Consider the following 14,128-nt stretch of genomic DNA (forward strand, 5'->3'; position numbering starts at 1 on the left):
AGCGCTGTCCGATAATCGATCCTCGGAGGCAACCAGCGATTGCCCGCTGAAACGGCTCGGCTAGAATGGACCGACGCCGCTGGCAGCGGCGCTGCGGGTTTCGGTCGGCGGGGTGGGTGGAATTGATCCGGATTTGGCTCAGGCCTTCATGGCGGGCAATGGCCTGCTTGCTGCTGCCGCTTATGCTTGCTTCACCGGCAGCGGCCGCCGTTCAGGAGTATGACGACCATCCGGCCTGCGGCGGCCAGACGGTCGATCCGGCGCGTCGCATCGTTGCCTGCACGCAGATCATCGAGGATCGATCCGAGACGAAGAACAACCGCGCCGCGGCCTTTGTGATCCGCGGCAGCGCCTTCCTCAATCAGGGCGACAAGGATCGCGCAATTGCCGACTATGGCGAGGCGATCAAAATCAATCCGAGCGACGGGGACGCGCACTTCAACCGTGGCATCGCGTGGACCCGCAAAGGCGACGACGATCGCGCCATCGCCGACTACGGCGAGGCCATCAAGATCAACCCGAAAGACTTCGAGGCGTATTTCAATCGCGGCCTCGCCTGGAATCGCAAAGGCGACAGCGATCGCGCCATCGCCGATTTTAGCCGAACCATCACGATCAACCCAAAGGACGCCGACGCCTATTACAATCGCGGCCTCGTCTTCTTCGGCAAGGCCGATTACGACCGCGCCATCGCCGACTTCGACCAGGTCGTGGCCCGTACGCCGGGAGACGTCAACGTCTACTATAATCGGGCCTCGGCCTTGGTGAAAAAGAACCAACTCGACCGCGCAATCGCCGACTACAGCGAAGTGATCAAGCTCGACCCGATGGGCGCCAATGCCTACTACGACCGCGCCCTTATCCTGGCCCGCAAGGGTGAACACGACAAGGCCATAGAAGACTATAGCCAAGCGATCCGCCTCAACCCGGAGGATTCCGACGCATATTACCATCGCGGTCTAGCCTCGGCCGGCAAGGGCGACGACGATCGTGCCATCGCTGATTTCGACAAAGCTGTCGAGGCTGGTTTCAAGGAGGCGGTTATCTACGTCGACAGAGGTTCGGCCTGGAGACGGAAAGGACAGTACCAGCGCTCCGTGGCCGATTACGACCGGGCTGCCGCCATCAATCCGAGCAATCCGCTCGTTTACGTCCTGCGCGCCATAACCTGGGTGCAGGCGGGCAACTATGAGCGCGCTGCGGCCGATTGCAACCGGGCGATCAGCATCGATCCCAAAGGTTCGGATGCCTATGGCGTCCGCGCCTCGATCTGGTCGCGAAAGATGGACTATGACCGCGCAATAGCCGATTACAATCAGGCGGTCGGTCTCGACCCAGCGAACGCGAGCAATTACTACGACAGAGGCCTGGTATGGAAAAAGATGGGCGACTACGACCGGGCCATCGCCGATTATGACCGTGCGATCAGCCTGAATCCGAAGAACGCCACATATTACGACGACCGTGGCCTCGCCTGGCGGCACAAGGGCGATCTCGACCGCGCAATGGCCGATGCCGACAAGGCGATCGGCCTCGACCCGAAAGATGCCGGCGCTTACAACGACCGTGGGCTTGTCTGGGCGGCCAAGGGCGATGACGATCGCGCGATGGCTGACTATGGCAAGGCCATTGCACTCGATCCGAAGCAAGCCACCGCGTTCTATAATCGGGGCAATGCCTGGGTGCGCAGAGACAATTACGACCAGGCCATCGCCGACTACAACCGGACGCTTTCCATCGACGGCAACGATGCCAGCGCCCTTGTCAACCGCGGCGACTCCTGGTCGCACAAAGGCGAAAACAAGCGCGCGCTGGCCGATTTCGATCTGGCTCTCGCGCTCAATCCAGCCAATCCCAGATACTTCCATGGTCGTGGCAATGTCTGGATCTCAATGGGCGAATACGAACGCGCGATCGCCGACTTCGCTCGCGCGTTCGAGCTCGATCCCCAAAATGCCCAAACCTATGACGGCCGCGGCTTCATCTGGTTGACCAAGGGCGATTATGCCCGCGCCGTGGCCGACTATGACAAGGCAATCACACTCGACCCGAAGATTGCCTACGTCTATCTCGGCCGCGGCATGATCAGCTTCCATTCCGGCGCGGCGGAGAGGGCCGCCGCCGATTTCCGACGGGCCGCAATGCTCAAGCCCAGCGATGCCTATCTTGCCATGTGGCTCTATCTCGCAGAGCGGCTCGGGGGCGGGCCTGGTCACCTGCGCGAGGCGACGGCCAAACTCGACATGAAGAAATGGCCGGCGCCGGCGGTGCGCATGCTGCTTGGCGAAACAAGCCTGGCGGAAGCCATGGCGGCGTCCGCGGACTCGAACCCGTTCAAGCAAAGCGGCAACCGCTGCGAGGCGACCCTCTTCGCCGCCGAGCTCGCCCATGTTGAAGGACGAGGCGACGAAGCGCTGCGGCTTTATCGCGGCGCAGCCAGGGACTGCCCCAATGCCTATTACGAGCGTGCCGCGGCCAAGGCCGCATTGCACGAGTTGGCGCAATGAACGCGAAGATAAACATGCCGTCCCCGCTGCCGGGCTCGGGGTTGAATGGGCTCCGCTTCGGCCGACCGATCCTCGCCGCCAGTATATTTCTGCTCGCCTGCATGCTCCCTGCCCTCGCTGCCAGGAGCGACTGTGTCAGCGACGACGAGGTCGATCAGACGGTTCGCATCCAGGCCTGCACACGCATCATCGACGACGCGACGGAGCCACGCCGCAACCATGTCATCGCCTATTTCAAGCGCGGCAATGTATGGGCGGAACGACATGACTATGACCGCGCTATCGCCGATTTCAGCGCCATGATCGACCTCGATCCGATCCAGGCCGATGGCTACTACAACCGTGGAATCAGTTGGATACTCAAGGGCGATCAGGACAAAGCGATCGCCGATCTCAGCCAGGCGATCAGCCTCGATCCCAAGAATGGCGAATATTACTACAATCGCGGTGTCGCATATTCCTACAAGGGCGAGGACGACAATGCCGTTGGGGACTACGGCAAGGCGATCGAGCTCAACCCGAAGGATGCCAGAGCCTTCCACAATCGCGGACTGATCCGGTCCAGCAAAGGCGACAATGACGGCGCCATCGCCGATTTCGACGATGGGCTGAAGTTGAAGCCGAACGATATTGATTCGCTGAACAGCCGGGCCGATGCCTGGGGCAGCAAGAACGACAGGGTGCGCGCGCTTCTCGACTATGAGAAGGTCATCAGCCTGGCCCCGAAGAACCTGCACGCCCTTTACCGGCGCGGCAACGCCCGGATGGACAAGCGCGACTATGACGGCGCCATTGCGGACTATGACGTGGTCGTCACGCTCGACCCGAAAGATGCCAGCGTACGCTACAATCGGGGTCTTGCCTGGTACAGCAAGGGGGATCAGGACCGCGCACTGAGCGATTTCGATGCGGCCGTCGGCCTCGAGCCGAAGTTCGGACAAGCCTATTACAGCAGAGGGGCGGTGTTGTCTGGCCGGCCGGGCAAGGTGGACAAAGGCCGCGCACTCGCCGATTACAACACGGCCATCGCACTCGAGCCGAAATTCTCGACCGCTTATTACGCACGCGGTTCTGTCAAAGCCGATCTCGGCGACCCTGACGGTGCCATAGCCGACTACGACCAAGCTATCGCGCTAGACCCGACATTTGTCGACGCCTACAACAATCGTGGCTTGGCGCGGGCGGCAAAAGGGGATTTCGACCACGCGTTCCTTGACTATGAAAAAGCGATAAGTCTCGACCCAAATCACCCTCAACCTTATGCCAATCGCGGGCTGGCGCGTGCAAGCACGGGTGACTTCGATCACGCGCTTGCTGACTACGATAAGGCGATCGCGCTCGACCCGAATTTTCTCAACGCTTATTTCAATAGGGGTATCGCGTGGTTCGCGAAAGGCGACAACGCCAACGCCATCGCCGACTACACCCGGGCGATCAGCCTCGATCCAACAAAGCCGGATATCTATGTCGAGCGCGGCCGAGTTTTTAAAATCAAGGGAGAAATCGATCGGGCCATCGCCGACTTCAAGCAGGCGATTCATCTCGATCCGGCTCGGGCCGTGGCCTACGCATATTTGGGCGAAATCTATTCCGAAGCTGGCGATCTCGACCAGGGCCTGGCCAATTTCGACAAGACAATCAGCCTTGCGCCCAAACAGGCCGACGCCTTTAACGGCCGGGGCTACGTCTGGCTCAACAAAGGCGACTATGACCGGGCGCTGACCGATTTCAACACATCGGTCGATCTCGATCCCAAGCGCGCCGAGACCTTCAACAACCGGGGACTGGCCTGGATGCGCAAGGGCGATCCCGATCGCGCCCTTGCGGATTTTGGACAGGCCATCAGTCTCGATCCGAAATATACGTTGGCCTACTACAATCGCGGCATGACCTGGGCCGCCAGGCAGGACAATGAACGCGCGATCGCCGACTACGATCAGGCGATCAACGCCGACCCGAACAATATCGATGCCTACAACAACCGGGGGCTGATATGGGCGGCGAAGAATGATCCTGACCGCGCCATCGCGGACTATGACAAAGCGCTCAGCCTCGACCCGAAACACGTGATCACCTATGCCAACCGTGCAATCGCGCGCGGCATGAGAAACGACCTCGACGGCGCCATTGCTGATTTCGACATTGCGGTCAGCCTCGGCCCGAACGATGCTTCCAACTATTTCAACCGGGGCCTGGCCTGGGCGAACAAGGGTGATGCCGACAAAGCCGTCGCCGACTACGACAAGGCAATAGACCTCGATCCGAAAATGATGCGCGCCTATTACAGACGCGCCGCGATACGGCTCGATAAAGGTGACAATGACCGCGCCATCGCCGACTACGACAAGGCGATTGCGCTCGATCCAAAATTCGCGATGGCCTATAATGATCGCGGCTTCGCCTGGAGCAACAAGGGCGACTACGACCTTGCCATGGCCGACTACGACCGTGCGATCGACCTCGACGCCAAAACCGTGAAGGCGTATCAGAATCGAGGCGTCGCCTGGACCGCAAAAGGCAAATATGACCGCGCCCGCGCCGATTACGATGAAGCGATCAGGCTCGATCCAAAGGACGGCCGCACCTATGCCGCCCGGGGCATGCTGTATCTCCATACCGATGGGGAGCAGGCGAAGGCGCCGGCTGATCTAGCACAGGCAGCCGCGCTGGAGCCAAAGCAAACCTATATCGCCATCTGGCGCGAGCTGGCTGAGCGGCGTGCCGGGATTCCCGGCCATCTGCGAGAAGCCGTGGGTGAGCTCGACATGACAAAATGGCCGGCCCCGGTGGTTCGCATGCTGCTCGGTGACAAGACACCGGCCGAGACCCTTGCCGCGGCCCAAGATCCCCACCCAGCTACCAGACAGGGACAGGTCTGCGAGGTCAACTTCTATACGGCGGAGGTCGAGCGGACCCAGGGGCAATCTGATGATGCTCTTCGGCTCTACCGGCTTGCTGTGAAGGATTGCCCCAAGGATTTCATCGAATACCGTGCCGCCCTCATGGCCTTGCAGATGCTTCATGCCTCGCCCTGAGGACAAGGGAAGTTTTTTCGCCTGACGGCGAGCGGCCAATGTGAGCCAGGTCATAGGAACGACAATCAGCATCTGCTATATTAGAATCTCATCAGAGCGGGGGCTCGAATGAGGTTCGTCGCGGTGCAGGAGCCGCCCCATCACAGTTGGGCGGTGGTTGATACGATCAACGACGCGCCGGTGGAATTTGCCGGCCGGGTGCTAATCGGACTTACATCGCGCGAAGCGCGCTGGTTCGCCGCCGTGGCGAATGATCCTATGCCTTGGCCGCAAGGCGGCCGGCGGGTTGCGTGGCTGCGGGTCATCGGTCAGAGCGCCGATGGCAGGTTGCTGGCTTTGGAAAAACACGGCCGCACAGCCAGTTAAAGCATGTCTCCCGAAAGTGGTAACCGGTTTCGGGATAAAGACATGCGCAAAATCAAAAACCTAAAGCGCATAGAGCGAATCTGAAAGATCGCGACGCGCTTTAGGAAGGCACGTTGCCGAATTGATTCAAGGTAGGTCGTTCTGCGCTGTCCTCGGCCTCTCACGGCGCCGGTGCGTAGCGGCTCACCACCATGCCGCATACATAGGACTTCGAGCCGAGGAGCGTCAGCCTGCTAAACCCGCCTCTGTCGAAGATGCGACGGCCTCTCCCCAGCACCGCCGGATTGATGAAGAGCTGGAACTGGTCGACCAGGCCGGCGGCGATCAACGCCGAGGCGAAGCCGGCGCCGCCGAACACGGCGATGTCGCCGCCCTCGCCCTGCTTCAGCGCATCGACCTCGCGCGGCAGATCGCCGCTTACGACCAGTGTCCGTTCCCAGCGCGAAGCCGCTAGCCTGTTGCTCGCCACCACCTTCTCAGCCTCGACGATGCGCCGCGCGAAAGCATAGGAGCGATCCTTCGGATATTTCTTCGCCGCATTGCCCCAATGGGCAAGGTAGCCCTCCTCCGCCATCTTGCGGCTCAACAGGATGGTGTCGACGGTCATGAAGACGGCATTGAAATCCTGTTTGAGCTCCTCGTCCCAGGCGCTGTCGTCGCCCCATTCCCACAGCTGCCAACGACGATCCTCATCGGAGCCGACAAAGCCGTCCACCGACATTTGCATCTGAAGGATCAGCTTCCTCATGTGGTTCTCGTCGCCAATGATTTACTTTTGGAACCATTTGACGCAACCAGGCAGTGGTGTCAATAGTAAATTGATTTACAAATGGAAGCATACTGATGGCAATCAAGGGACGGTCCGGCTGCCCGATCAGCCTCTCGCTCGAACTCTTGGGCGACCGCTGGACGCTGCTCATCATCCGCGACCTGGCTTTCGCCGGGAAACGGCATTTTCGCGAATTCCTGCTGTCCGACGAAGGCATCTCGTCGCGCACGCTGGCCGAGCGGCTGCAGACGCTGCAGGACGAAGGTATCCTCACCCGCAGCGACGACCCCAGCCACGGCCTGAAGGCAATCTACCGGCTGACCGAAGCCGGCATCGACCTGTTGCCGGTGCTGGCGACCCTGGGCGCCTGGGGCAGCAAACACCGCAATGCCGACGACAAGCTTGCCCGAATCGCCGATGACCTCGCCGCCGGCGGCGAGCCGGCGCTCGAGCGGATGAAGGAGACGCTCAGGGCGCAACATCTGGGATAGCGAAGGCGAAATACGCACTCCGCCGGCCACCTGTGCGGCCGGAGTCTTTGTCCAAACGCTTCGTGTCAGTCGGCCGCCTTGCGTGCCGTCTTGAGTGCGTCAAGGCGCTCCTGCAGGTGGCTGTTCAGCACGATCATCTCTTTCAGAGCCTTCACCGCATCGCCCTTGTGTTGGGCTATAAAGCTCTCGGCGACCGCCTGAAGCGCGGCTTCCTGGCGGCTGTCCAACCTAATGATGTGATCCACGACGGCTGCTCCCTGCGGCTTGTATTAGAAAGTGAACAAAAAGGGAACAAATATGTCAAGCGTGAATTGACTCGACGAGGAATGGCTTCCTATTTTGTCAGCAGGTGGGGCGGTTGCTCGATATCAGGGAGAGCCGCGTTGGGCAGACGGAAAAGCCGCTATGACAGATTGTTCCATTCGGACGCGGAGGCAATCATTCGCGATGCGCTGAAGCTGCGCGAGACGGTGCTCGCGACGCAGCTAAACCTCAAAGTGAATGGTGAAATGTACTGGCGGCTCAATGGTTTGGTCGACCGCCTGCATGAGGTGATGGGCGCGGTGGCGGGCCGGGAGCCGGATTTCCGGTCCGCCATGCTCGGGCTTTTGCCGCTGCCCGAGGATTATCGCGACCGGACATGAGGGATGGCCGGACCCATGGACAGCGTCGGCCGCGCGGCCAAGGCCAATATGCTGCTCGTCGTCGAATGCCGCCATTGCTACCACGCCGGCCGCTTCAAGGCGAACGACGTGGCCAAGGTGGTGGGCTGGAACAAGCCGCTGGGAGCCGTCCGCTTCCGCTGCAAACGCTGCGGACGCAAGGACACGGTGGTGAAGACCCAGTTCATCGACCAGGACCATCCGCCGAAGGGCTATATCTGGGTGCTGCAGAAGGCGCGAGGATGAGCGACTGCTGTTTTTCAGGCGCGCCGCGCTATTCGTTCGAGTCGCAAGCTATTTTTCGCGATTAGGGAAAACAGCGCCGACGCAGCGCCAACCATCCAGTAACCGTAAGACAGAATCAGACATTTCTTCAACGTATACGAAAACGGATCGTCGAATACGCTAGGCGCTCGAAGAGAACGTGTTTCTGACAAATTGAAGCAAGAATACAACAATAAAGCGACAGCTAAAAGAACACAGAACAAAGCGATCTGAATCAACCTCTGCTCGAGCCCTGGTTGGCCGGTTTCCTTGAATGTTGGGATGTAGCCGCCTCGATCACGCACGTCGCGATAGAAACGCCAAGCCAGCCAAAGAAGCCAAACCAAACTCGTCGCGCTGCAGGCCGCCATGTAGGCGGGTAAGCCCGGCAAAAACGTTTCGTTGACTATGCCTTTCGCAATGAGTTGCTGAACGTGGGCAACTTCATTTGCCGCCGGCGGCCAAAAGAAGGACAGCAGTCTGTAGTCCCGATCGTATGAGTGATCTCTTTGAATGAATTGCGGTGCTAGGAGGACGGAAAGCACGCTCAACCCAGCAGGATAAATCGACGATCTTACAAAAACGCTGAACCCGTAGACTGTGAGATAGCGTAGCTTTTTGTCTTCATCCTCCTTGGGCATTTTCGAAATACGCATGTGCCCAAAAACCCTGGTGTACTCCTCCAACGGGACCGTAGCTGGGTCTGCCCTCAGAATTTGCCTCCGGGTCAGCATGCGTCCCCCTAGAACAACGATCCCTGCGCCGGCGGTTCGGCCGGAAACTTGATCTGCGTCGCCGGCTTTTCCACGATCACCAGCGCGTCGTCGGGCGCCGGCCGCTGCAGCTTCCTTGCCTCCGGCCATGGCGCGGTCAGCCACAGTTCGGTCTGTTCCTGCGTGGTCAGGATCACCGGCATCGCCTTCTCGTGGATCGGCGCGATTAGCGCGTTGGGCCTCGTGGTCAGAAAGCCGTAAAGCTCGTGATCGCCCGCGCCCTCCTTCACCTTGCGCACGCCATGCCAAGGTGTCCAAAGGCCGGCGAAGAAGAACAGCGGCCGCTCTTCGCCGAGCGCGAACCAGAAGTTCTTCTGCACGCCGGTTTCCGGGTCCTTGTCGCCCGGGGTCGGTGACGGTTCGGCGAAGCTTGTCACCGGAACGACGCAGCGGTTCTCGACCCCAAGATAGGGAAGCCAGTGGGCATATTGAGGATTGCGGATGTTGGTGGTGCCGGAATCGGCGTTGCCGCGCACCCGCTCGGCTGGCGTCGGCATGCCCCAGCGCAGCCTGGCGAGTTCGCGGCTGCCGTCGGCGGCGTTTCGCACGACCGGCGCCGGCTGATTGGGATAGATGTCGACCGACGGCTCCAGATTGCCGACTATGTCACGCAACGCCCGCGTCCACTGGCGGATCGCTTCCTGGCTGGTGGTGATGTTGTAGAGATTGCACATCGGCAGCGTTCCCCGTCCGCCGATAGTTCTCGCATTTTCACACAAAGCGCAAACCGCACGAAGGCAAGCAGCGCCTTTCGTTGGCTATGAACGTCGACGATCTCAGCCAACCGGTCCGCTCTGCTGCGGCCCGGCCGGCTCCTCGGCCGGTGGTTCCCCGGGAAGTCCCAGCCGCAGCCGCTCCTCCTCGGCAAAGCTCTCCGCCTGTTCGTGAATATCGAACACTTGCTGAGTCAGCCTGCCACCCTCGACGACGCGCACGATCCATTGGCCATTGACGGCTTTTACACGGACACTGTCTGGCTCGCTTGTTACCATATACGGCCCCTGCCCTCCGGCCCAAGTATTTGGTGTCTAGACCCAATATGATCTAGAGCGCGCGAAGTAGCCGAAAAGCGGTGCTGGCCGCTCTTTAGTTGCAAAGGTACTCGCCGATACTCAACAGATTTTTGGAATCTGGGAAACAAAAACGATTTATGGCGCCTACGCGCCTCATCCCGGGCGGACATAACTCGCGGAGGGGTGGGCGGCCCGGCAGCCTTGGGGGGTGATACTGGGTTCGGCGGCCGGGCCTGACCGGAGTTTGCGAGGCCGCCGGCTACAGGAAAGGATGCGCTCGCGCCCATGCAAGGGCAAGAACGACCTAGGCCCTAGGACCAAAGCTTCAAGCGCAGGGCCAAAACGGACCAATCACAATCAGACTGGAAAACCACTTGCAGCAGGCCGCGCGTCAAAGGCCGAGATAATGCCGGCCGACGAGAAAGCCGAGCGCGGCGACGACCAGCGGAAACAGCGCCGGCGCCGCCTTGCTGAACAGCGAGGCGCTTATCTCCTTGGCTGGAGCGCTGGGTTTGGCATTGCCGAGGTTTTTGGTCATGGCTCGCTACCCGTTGGGGCTGATTGCCGGCGGAGCCATTAAATTAGAAGTCGCTTATTAAGTTTCCGGCAAGCCCAACGCTACAATTCGCGGCAATTTATTCCGATTGCTGGGTGCGCTCGGCAAGCGCGAAAGCCTGGAGGTTGCGCGATTTGCCGGGGTCCTGGTCGGCATTGGCGATGATGGCGTGGAAGGCGGCGCGGGCGATGTCCTTCTTCTTGGCGTCGGGATGCTCCTTGCGCACCGCCTTGACCAGATCCTTCGGCGTCATGCTTGGAGTGACGAGGCGCATCAGCGTGTCGCCTATGGCCTGCAATTCGCTGGCATCCATAACGATGACCCTGTTTTGACGAGGTAAGCCTAGCATATAGGGCAGCGAGCGCGTCACTTTTGTGATACGCGCCCGTCAAAATCGGAGCTGGGCGACGGTCGCCATGACCCAAGCCGTGGATGATCGGGATCCGAAATGGCCAAAGTCGAACTGACGGGCGGCAATGCTTGGTGACCTTGCCGCCTTCGGCGGACTTTTCCTGACCGCTTTCGCCGCCGCGACCATCCTGCCGCTGCAATCGGAAGCAGTGCTGGTCGGCCTGCTCCTGGCCGGGACCCATTCGCCGGCCGCGCTGGTTCTGGTCGCGACAATCGGCAACATGCTTGGTTCGGTGGTCAACTGGCTGCTGGGCCGCGGCATCGATCGCTTCCGCGACCGCAAATGGTTTCCGGCAAAGCCTGCCGCGCTCGACCGCGCGGCGGCACGCTATCACCGTTACGGCCGATGGAGCCTGCTGCTGAGCTGGGCTCCGGTTGTAGGCGATCCGCTGACGGTGGTGGCCGGCCTGCTGCGCGAGCCCCTATGGAGCTTCATCGCCATCGTCACCGTTGCCAAGGCCGGCCGGTACCTGGCGGTGGCGGCCGCAACCCTTGGCCTCTAGCCTAGAGATCCTCATGGCGAAGGCATCCAGCCTGAATTCTCGCGATAGCAAAGCCGCACGGCCAGGGCGGCCGCGACATGCCCCTATGGGCCGGCCTTGGTAAATCGCCAAGGCCTTCCGTCGAGCGGTTGAGCGGTTCTATGATGAGTCGCTCTATCTTTACGCGGGCACAAGGACGGCGATGCGATGCACGCCGACTTCCTTGCTGGTATTCGTCGCCTCGTCGGTCTTGCCTTTGGAGCAGGTGTACATGTCACCGACCTTGAGCTTGAATTCCTTGTCCGCCTTCTTGATGGTGAATGCGCCGGAAGTAATAGTGCACACCATGTCGTTATCCATCACGGTCTGAGGGGCGTGCGCTCCGGGCTGAAACACCACGTCGACAATCGAGATGCTCTTGTAGGCGGGAATGTCGGAGTTGCCGGTGCCGACCTCGACCACTCTGACGCCCGGCGCGATCTCCTTGCCTTCGTTCGCACCGTACTTCTTTGTTTTCGCAAATGTTGCCGTTGCGAACAGGGGAGCAACCGTTGCGGCCGTCACGCCGAGCGCGATTGCAGACCTGCGATTCATGGTGTTCATCGCATCCTCCCAAAACCTGTCATGCACGGATGAGCATGGCTTCAGTATATTAGCACAAACTGATTTGACTGTGCGGAAAAGCGCGTGTCGGTGAGGCCTTTACTGCTGCTTTTGCCGGAACTTCGAATGGCAGCTCGTGCAATCCTGCAGGATCAAGTGCAGGAGGTGTTCGGCCGGCATTTGGGCTGGGTCGGCCTCGGCGCCCGGCCGCTTGCCGAGCAGGCTGCCGCCATCCATCGGCAGGCCGGTCATGCGCATGTCGGCGGTGATCCCGGGCGGCGCGTTCCCGGCCTTGATCGCGAGCGCATCGGCGAGCCGGCCGATATGGCGGGCGAGCGCCTCGAACTGCGGCCGGGCCTGGTCGATCTCCGGTTTGGCGGCCGACGGCGCGCCAAGCGTGCCCTGCGGGAATTCGCCAATCAGGGCGTCGGTGCGGCCGCTCAGCGTGTCCGCCGCCGCCTTGAAGGCCGCCGGCTCATAGGCGCGCTTGCCGTCGAACATTTCGGCGATCGCCCTGGCGGCGGTCGCCATCTCCTTCATCGAGGCCTGGCGCGCCGCCACGATGGGATCGCCCGGCCCCGCCACCAGCGACGAGGCAAGGATCAGGGGACCGGCGAGCGCCAGCAACGCCGCCCCCAGAATGACACGAGACCTCACGCCTGCACGTCGACGATGCCCATCATGCCGAGCTGCTCATGCTCCAGGATGTGGCAGTGATACATGCGCGCGCCCGGCCGTTCCTGACGCGTGAGAAGCCGCACCGTCTCGCCACGCGCCACGTTGACTGTATCCTTCCACGCCAGATAGGGCGGCTTGGCGACCTTGCCGTCGCGTTCGCGCTCGACCACCTGGAACTGCGTGCCGTGGATATGGAACGGATGGTCCATGTCCGCCTGGTTGACGATTTCCCAAAGCTCGGTATCGCCGGCCCGGGCGATGATGTCGACGCGCCCCATGTCGAACGTCTTGCCGTTGATCAGGAAGTCCATCCCCATGCTCGCGGCATTCATCGTCATGGCCTCGGTAAGGACGAGGCGGCGGCTGACGCCGGGGGTCCCAAGCGGCGCGATCGGCCGCAGCCGCTCGGGCAGCGGCGGCATCGCCTCGGCCGGCGTTTCGGAAACACCGACCGTCAGCAGCGTCAACCCGGCGTCCGTGGGCCGGCCCGGCCCCATCCAGCCGCGGTCGTAGGGAAGTGTGGTGAGCGTGGCGGAACCCGGCCGGTCGAAGGCGACGACCAGTTCGACGCGCTCGGCCGGGCTGAGCAGGATCTCGTCGGCTGCAACCGGTGCCTCGAGGAGGCCGCCATCGCTGCCGATGACGGTCATCGAGGCGTTGGCGAAGGCGAGCCTGAGGAAGCGCGCATTGGTGGCGTTGTAGAGCCGCAGGCGCCGCTTCGCGCCCACCGCCACGGCCAGCTTCGGGTTCTTCTGGCCGTTGACCAGCACATGGTCGCCGACGCGGCCGTTCATCATGTCGATCATGGTGTTGTCGGGCATGGACCCGTCGGCGGCCAGGCGCAGGTCGGTGAACATCAGCGCGGTATCGCCATAGGCCGCCGGAACCGGATCGGTTTTCGCCTTGATGACGAAGGCGCCGGCAAGGCCGCGATAGACCTGCTCGGCCGTCCGGCCATGCGGATGCGGGTGATACCAGTAAGTGCCGGCCGAACCCTCGGGCAGATCGAAAGCATAGACGCGGTCGGCGCCCGCTGCGACAGGGTCCATCGGGTTGCCGTCCTGGTCGGCGGGCACCGGCATGCCGTGCCAGTGAATGGTGCTTGGCTCGCCCTCAATCCGGTTGAAAAAGGTGATCTCGACGCGGTCGCCCTCATAGGCCTCGATCAATGGCCCTGGACTCGTGCCGTTATAGGCGAGGATCGGCGTGTCCTGGTCGGCCGTGAAGCGCGCCGTGGCGGGCGCGGCCGTCAGCCGCGCCCTGAACAGACCGGGCCGGCCAGCCTCGTTGGCCAGCAGCGGCAACTCGCGCAAGGGCTGGCCCTCGGGCAGCGACACGGGCCCTTGCCCCATCGCGCCCATGTCATGGCCGGAATGGTCGCCCATATCCATGCCGGGCATGGAGTCCATGTTCGACCTGTCGTCCATCTTCATCTGCGCCAGCGCGCGCGGGCCAGCCAGAACCGTCGCCAGGCCTGCCGCCAGAAAACCGCGTCGATGCATATTTCGCTCCTGGATC

General features: G+C 61.6%; 17 protein-coding genes. 7 read left to right on the plus strand and 10 right to left on the minus strand.

Annotated elements, in window-relative coordinates; genetic code table 11:
• The first annotated feature begins 167 nt into the window (after positions 1-167).
• Complete coding sequence (locus tag CK230_RS04150; protein WP_176480007.1) at positions 168-2,507, plus strand: tetratricopeptide repeat protein; 2,340 nt, start codon at positions 168-170, stop codon at positions 2,505-2,507.
• Here the strand turns inward: CK230_RS04150 and CK230_RS33510 are convergent.
• Positions 2,459-3,244 carry a hypothetical protein gene (locus CK230_RS33510; RefSeq protein WP_245429816.1) on the minus strand — a complete coding sequence of 262 codons (786 nt, stop codon included), beginning with the start codon at positions 3,242-3,244 and terminating at the stop codon, positions 2,459-2,461. The two genes, CK230_RS04150 and CK230_RS33510, sit on opposite strands and share 49 nt — an antisense overlap.
• On the opposite strand from CK230_RS33510, the gene CK230_RS04155 reads away from it, so the two are divergent.
• Entirely contained in the window at positions 3,188-5,542 is a 2,355-nt protein-coding gene (locus CK230_RS04155; protein ID WP_245429817.1) for a tetratricopeptide repeat protein, read from the plus strand. The genes CK230_RS33510 and CK230_RS04155 overlap by 57 nt on opposite strands.
• A 108-nt stretch (positions 5,543-5,650) precedes the next feature.
• On the plus strand, positions 5,651-5,908 hold the full coding sequence (locus CK230_RS04160) for a hypothetical protein (RefSeq protein WP_095815945.1): 258 nt from the start codon (positions 5,651-5,653) through the stop codon (positions 5,906-5,908).
• 160 nt (positions 5,909-6,068) lie between these two features.
• On the opposite strand, the gene CK230_RS04165 is transcribed toward CK230_RS04160, so the two are convergent.
• Positions 6,069-6,656 (minus strand): dihydrofolate reductase family protein, encoded by a 588-nt coding sequence (locus tag CK230_RS04165; protein ID WP_095815946.1) that lies wholly within the window; start codon positions 6,654-6,656, stop codon positions 6,069-6,071.
• Positions 6,657-6,751: 95 nt separating this feature from the next.
• Here CK230_RS04165 and CK230_RS04170 point away from each other — a divergent pair, with 95 nt between their 5' ends.
• The 3 genes from CK230_RS04170 to CK230_RS04185 are packed head-to-tail and all read left to right on the plus strand — an operon-like array spanning position 6,752 to position 8,076.
• The gene (locus CK230_RS04170) at positions 6,752-7,168 is read left to right on the plus strand and encodes a helix-turn-helix domain-containing protein (RefSeq protein ID WP_095815947.1); all 417 of its coding nucleotides are present in this window, start codon (positions 6,752-6,754) and stop codon (positions 7,166-7,168) included.
• Positions 7,169-7,215: 47 nt separating this feature from the next.
• The gene (locus tag CK230_RS33010; RefSeq protein ID WP_176480008.1) at positions 7,216-7,812 is read left to right on the plus strand and encodes a hypothetical protein; all 597 of its coding nucleotides are present in this window, start codon (positions 7,216-7,218) and stop codon (positions 7,810-7,812) included.
• 3 nt (positions 7,813-7,815) lie between these two features.
• Positions 7,816-8,076, plus strand: a complete 261-nt coding sequence (locus CK230_RS04185; protein ID WP_141245986.1) for a hypothetical protein — start codon at positions 7,816-7,818, stop codon at positions 8,074-8,076.
• A gap of 14 nt (positions 8,077-8,090) precedes the next feature.
• On the opposite strand, the gene CK230_RS04190 is transcribed toward CK230_RS04185, so the two are convergent.
• The 5 genes from CK230_RS04190 to CK230_RS04210 form a co-directional block, all read right to left on the minus strand.
• A complete protein-coding gene (locus tag CK230_RS04190; RefSeq protein WP_141245987.1) occupies positions 8,091-8,750 on the minus strand; it encodes a hypothetical protein in 660 nt (219 codons plus the stop codon).
• A gap of 86 nt (positions 8,751-8,836) precedes the next feature.
• On the minus strand, positions 8,837-9,541 hold the full coding sequence (locus CK230_RS04195) for an SOS response-associated peptidase (protein WP_095815952.1): 705 nt from the start codon (positions 9,539-9,541) through the stop codon (positions 8,837-8,839).
• 102 nt (positions 9,542-9,643) lie between these two features.
• The gene (locus tag CK230_RS04200; RefSeq protein ID WP_095815953.1) at positions 9,644-9,859 is read right to left on the minus strand and encodes a hypothetical protein; all 216 of its coding nucleotides are present in this window, start codon (positions 9,857-9,859) and stop codon (positions 9,644-9,646) included.
• 412 nt (positions 9,860-10,271) lie between these two features.
• Positions 10,272-10,418, minus strand: a complete 147-nt coding sequence (locus CK230_RS33015) for a hypothetical protein (protein ID WP_095815954.1) — start codon at positions 10,416-10,418, stop codon at positions 10,272-10,274.
• Between the two features lie 97 nt (positions 10,419-10,515).
• Positions 10,516-10,749 (minus strand): hypothetical protein, encoded by a 234-nt coding sequence (locus CK230_RS04210; RefSeq protein WP_095815955.1) that lies wholly within the window; start codon positions 10,747-10,749, stop codon positions 10,516-10,518.
• 163 nt (positions 10,750-10,912) lie between these two features.
• Between CK230_RS04210 and CK230_RS04215 the strand changes: the two genes are divergently transcribed.
• A complete protein-coding gene (locus CK230_RS04215) occupies positions 10,913-11,350 on the plus strand; it encodes a YqaA family protein (protein WP_095815956.1) in 438 nt (145 codons plus the stop codon).
• Between the two features lie 159 nt (positions 11,351-11,509).
• Here CK230_RS04215 and CK230_RS04220 read toward each other — a convergent pair whose 3' ends face one another.
• From CK230_RS04220 to CK230_RS04230, 3 genes are all read right to left on the minus strand, one after another.
• Complete coding sequence (locus CK230_RS04220) at positions 11,510-11,932, minus strand: hypothetical protein (RefSeq protein WP_095815957.1); 423 nt, start codon at positions 11,930-11,932, stop codon at positions 11,510-11,512.
• A gap of 99 nt (positions 11,933-12,031) precedes the next feature.
• Positions 12,032-12,589, minus strand: coding sequence for a cytochrome c (locus CK230_RS04225; RefSeq protein WP_095815958.1), 558 nt, complete (start codon positions 12,587-12,589; stop codon positions 12,032-12,034).
• Positions 12,586-14,112, minus strand: a complete 1,527-nt coding sequence (locus CK230_RS04230) for a multicopper oxidase family protein (RefSeq protein ID WP_095815959.1) — start codon at positions 14,110-14,112, stop codon at positions 12,586-12,588. The genes CK230_RS04225 and CK230_RS04230 overlap by 4 nt, the downstream gene beginning before the upstream one ends.
• Between the last annotated feature and the right edge of the window lie 16 nt (positions 14,113-14,128).

The sequence above is a fragment of the Mesorhizobium sp. WSM3859 genome (assembly GCF_002295065.1).
Lineage (GTDB): Bacteria > Pseudomonadota > Alphaproteobacteria > Rhizobiales > Rhizobiaceae > Mesorhizobium.

Coding starts and splice junctions, on each gene's coding strand:
- CK230_RS04200 (WP_095815953.1), bottom strand. CDS start 9,859: ATGGTAACAAGCGAGCCAGACAGTGTCCGTGTAAAAGCCGTCAATGGC.
- CK230_RS04190 (WP_141245987.1), bottom strand. CDS start 8,750: ATGCGTATTTCGAAAATGCCCAAGGAGGATGAAGACAAAAAGCTACGC.
- CK230_RS04215 (WP_095815956.1), top strand. CDS start 10,913: ATGCTTGGTGACCTTGCCGCCTTCGGCGGACTTTTCCTGACCGCTTTC.
- CK230_RS04170 (WP_095815947.1), top strand. CDS start 6,752: ATGGCAATCAAGGGACGGTCCGGCTGCCCGATCAGCCTCTCGCTCGAA.
- CK230_RS04185 (WP_141245986.1), top strand. CDS start 7,816: ATGGCCGGACCCATGGACAGCGTCGGCCGCGCGGCCAAGGCCAATATG.
- CK230_RS04160 (WP_095815945.1), top strand. CDS start 5,651: ATGAGGTTCGTCGCGGTGCAGGAGCCGCCCCATCACAGTTGGGCGGTG.
- CK230_RS04230 (WP_095815959.1), bottom strand. CDS start 14,112: ATGCATCGACGCGGTTTTCTGGCGGCAGGCCTGGCGACGGTTCTGGCT.
- CK230_RS04195 (WP_095815952.1), bottom strand. CDS start 9,541: ATGTGCAATCTCTACAACATCACCACCAGCCAGGAAGCGATCCGCCAG.
- CK230_RS33015 (WP_095815954.1), bottom strand. CDS start 10,418: ATGACCAAAAACCTCGGCAATGCCAAACCCAGCGCTCCAGCCAAGGAG.
- CK230_RS04165 (WP_095815946.1), bottom strand. CDS start 6,656: ATGAGGAAGCTGATCCTTCAGATGCAAATGTCGGTGGACGGCTTTGTC.
- CK230_RS04220 (WP_095815957.1), bottom strand. CDS start 11,932: ATGAACACCATGAATCGCAGGTCTGCAATCGCGCTCGGCGTGACGGCC.
- CK230_RS04210 (WP_095815955.1), bottom strand. CDS start 10,749: ATGGATGCCAGCGAATTGCAGGCCATAGGCGACACGCTGATGCGCCTC.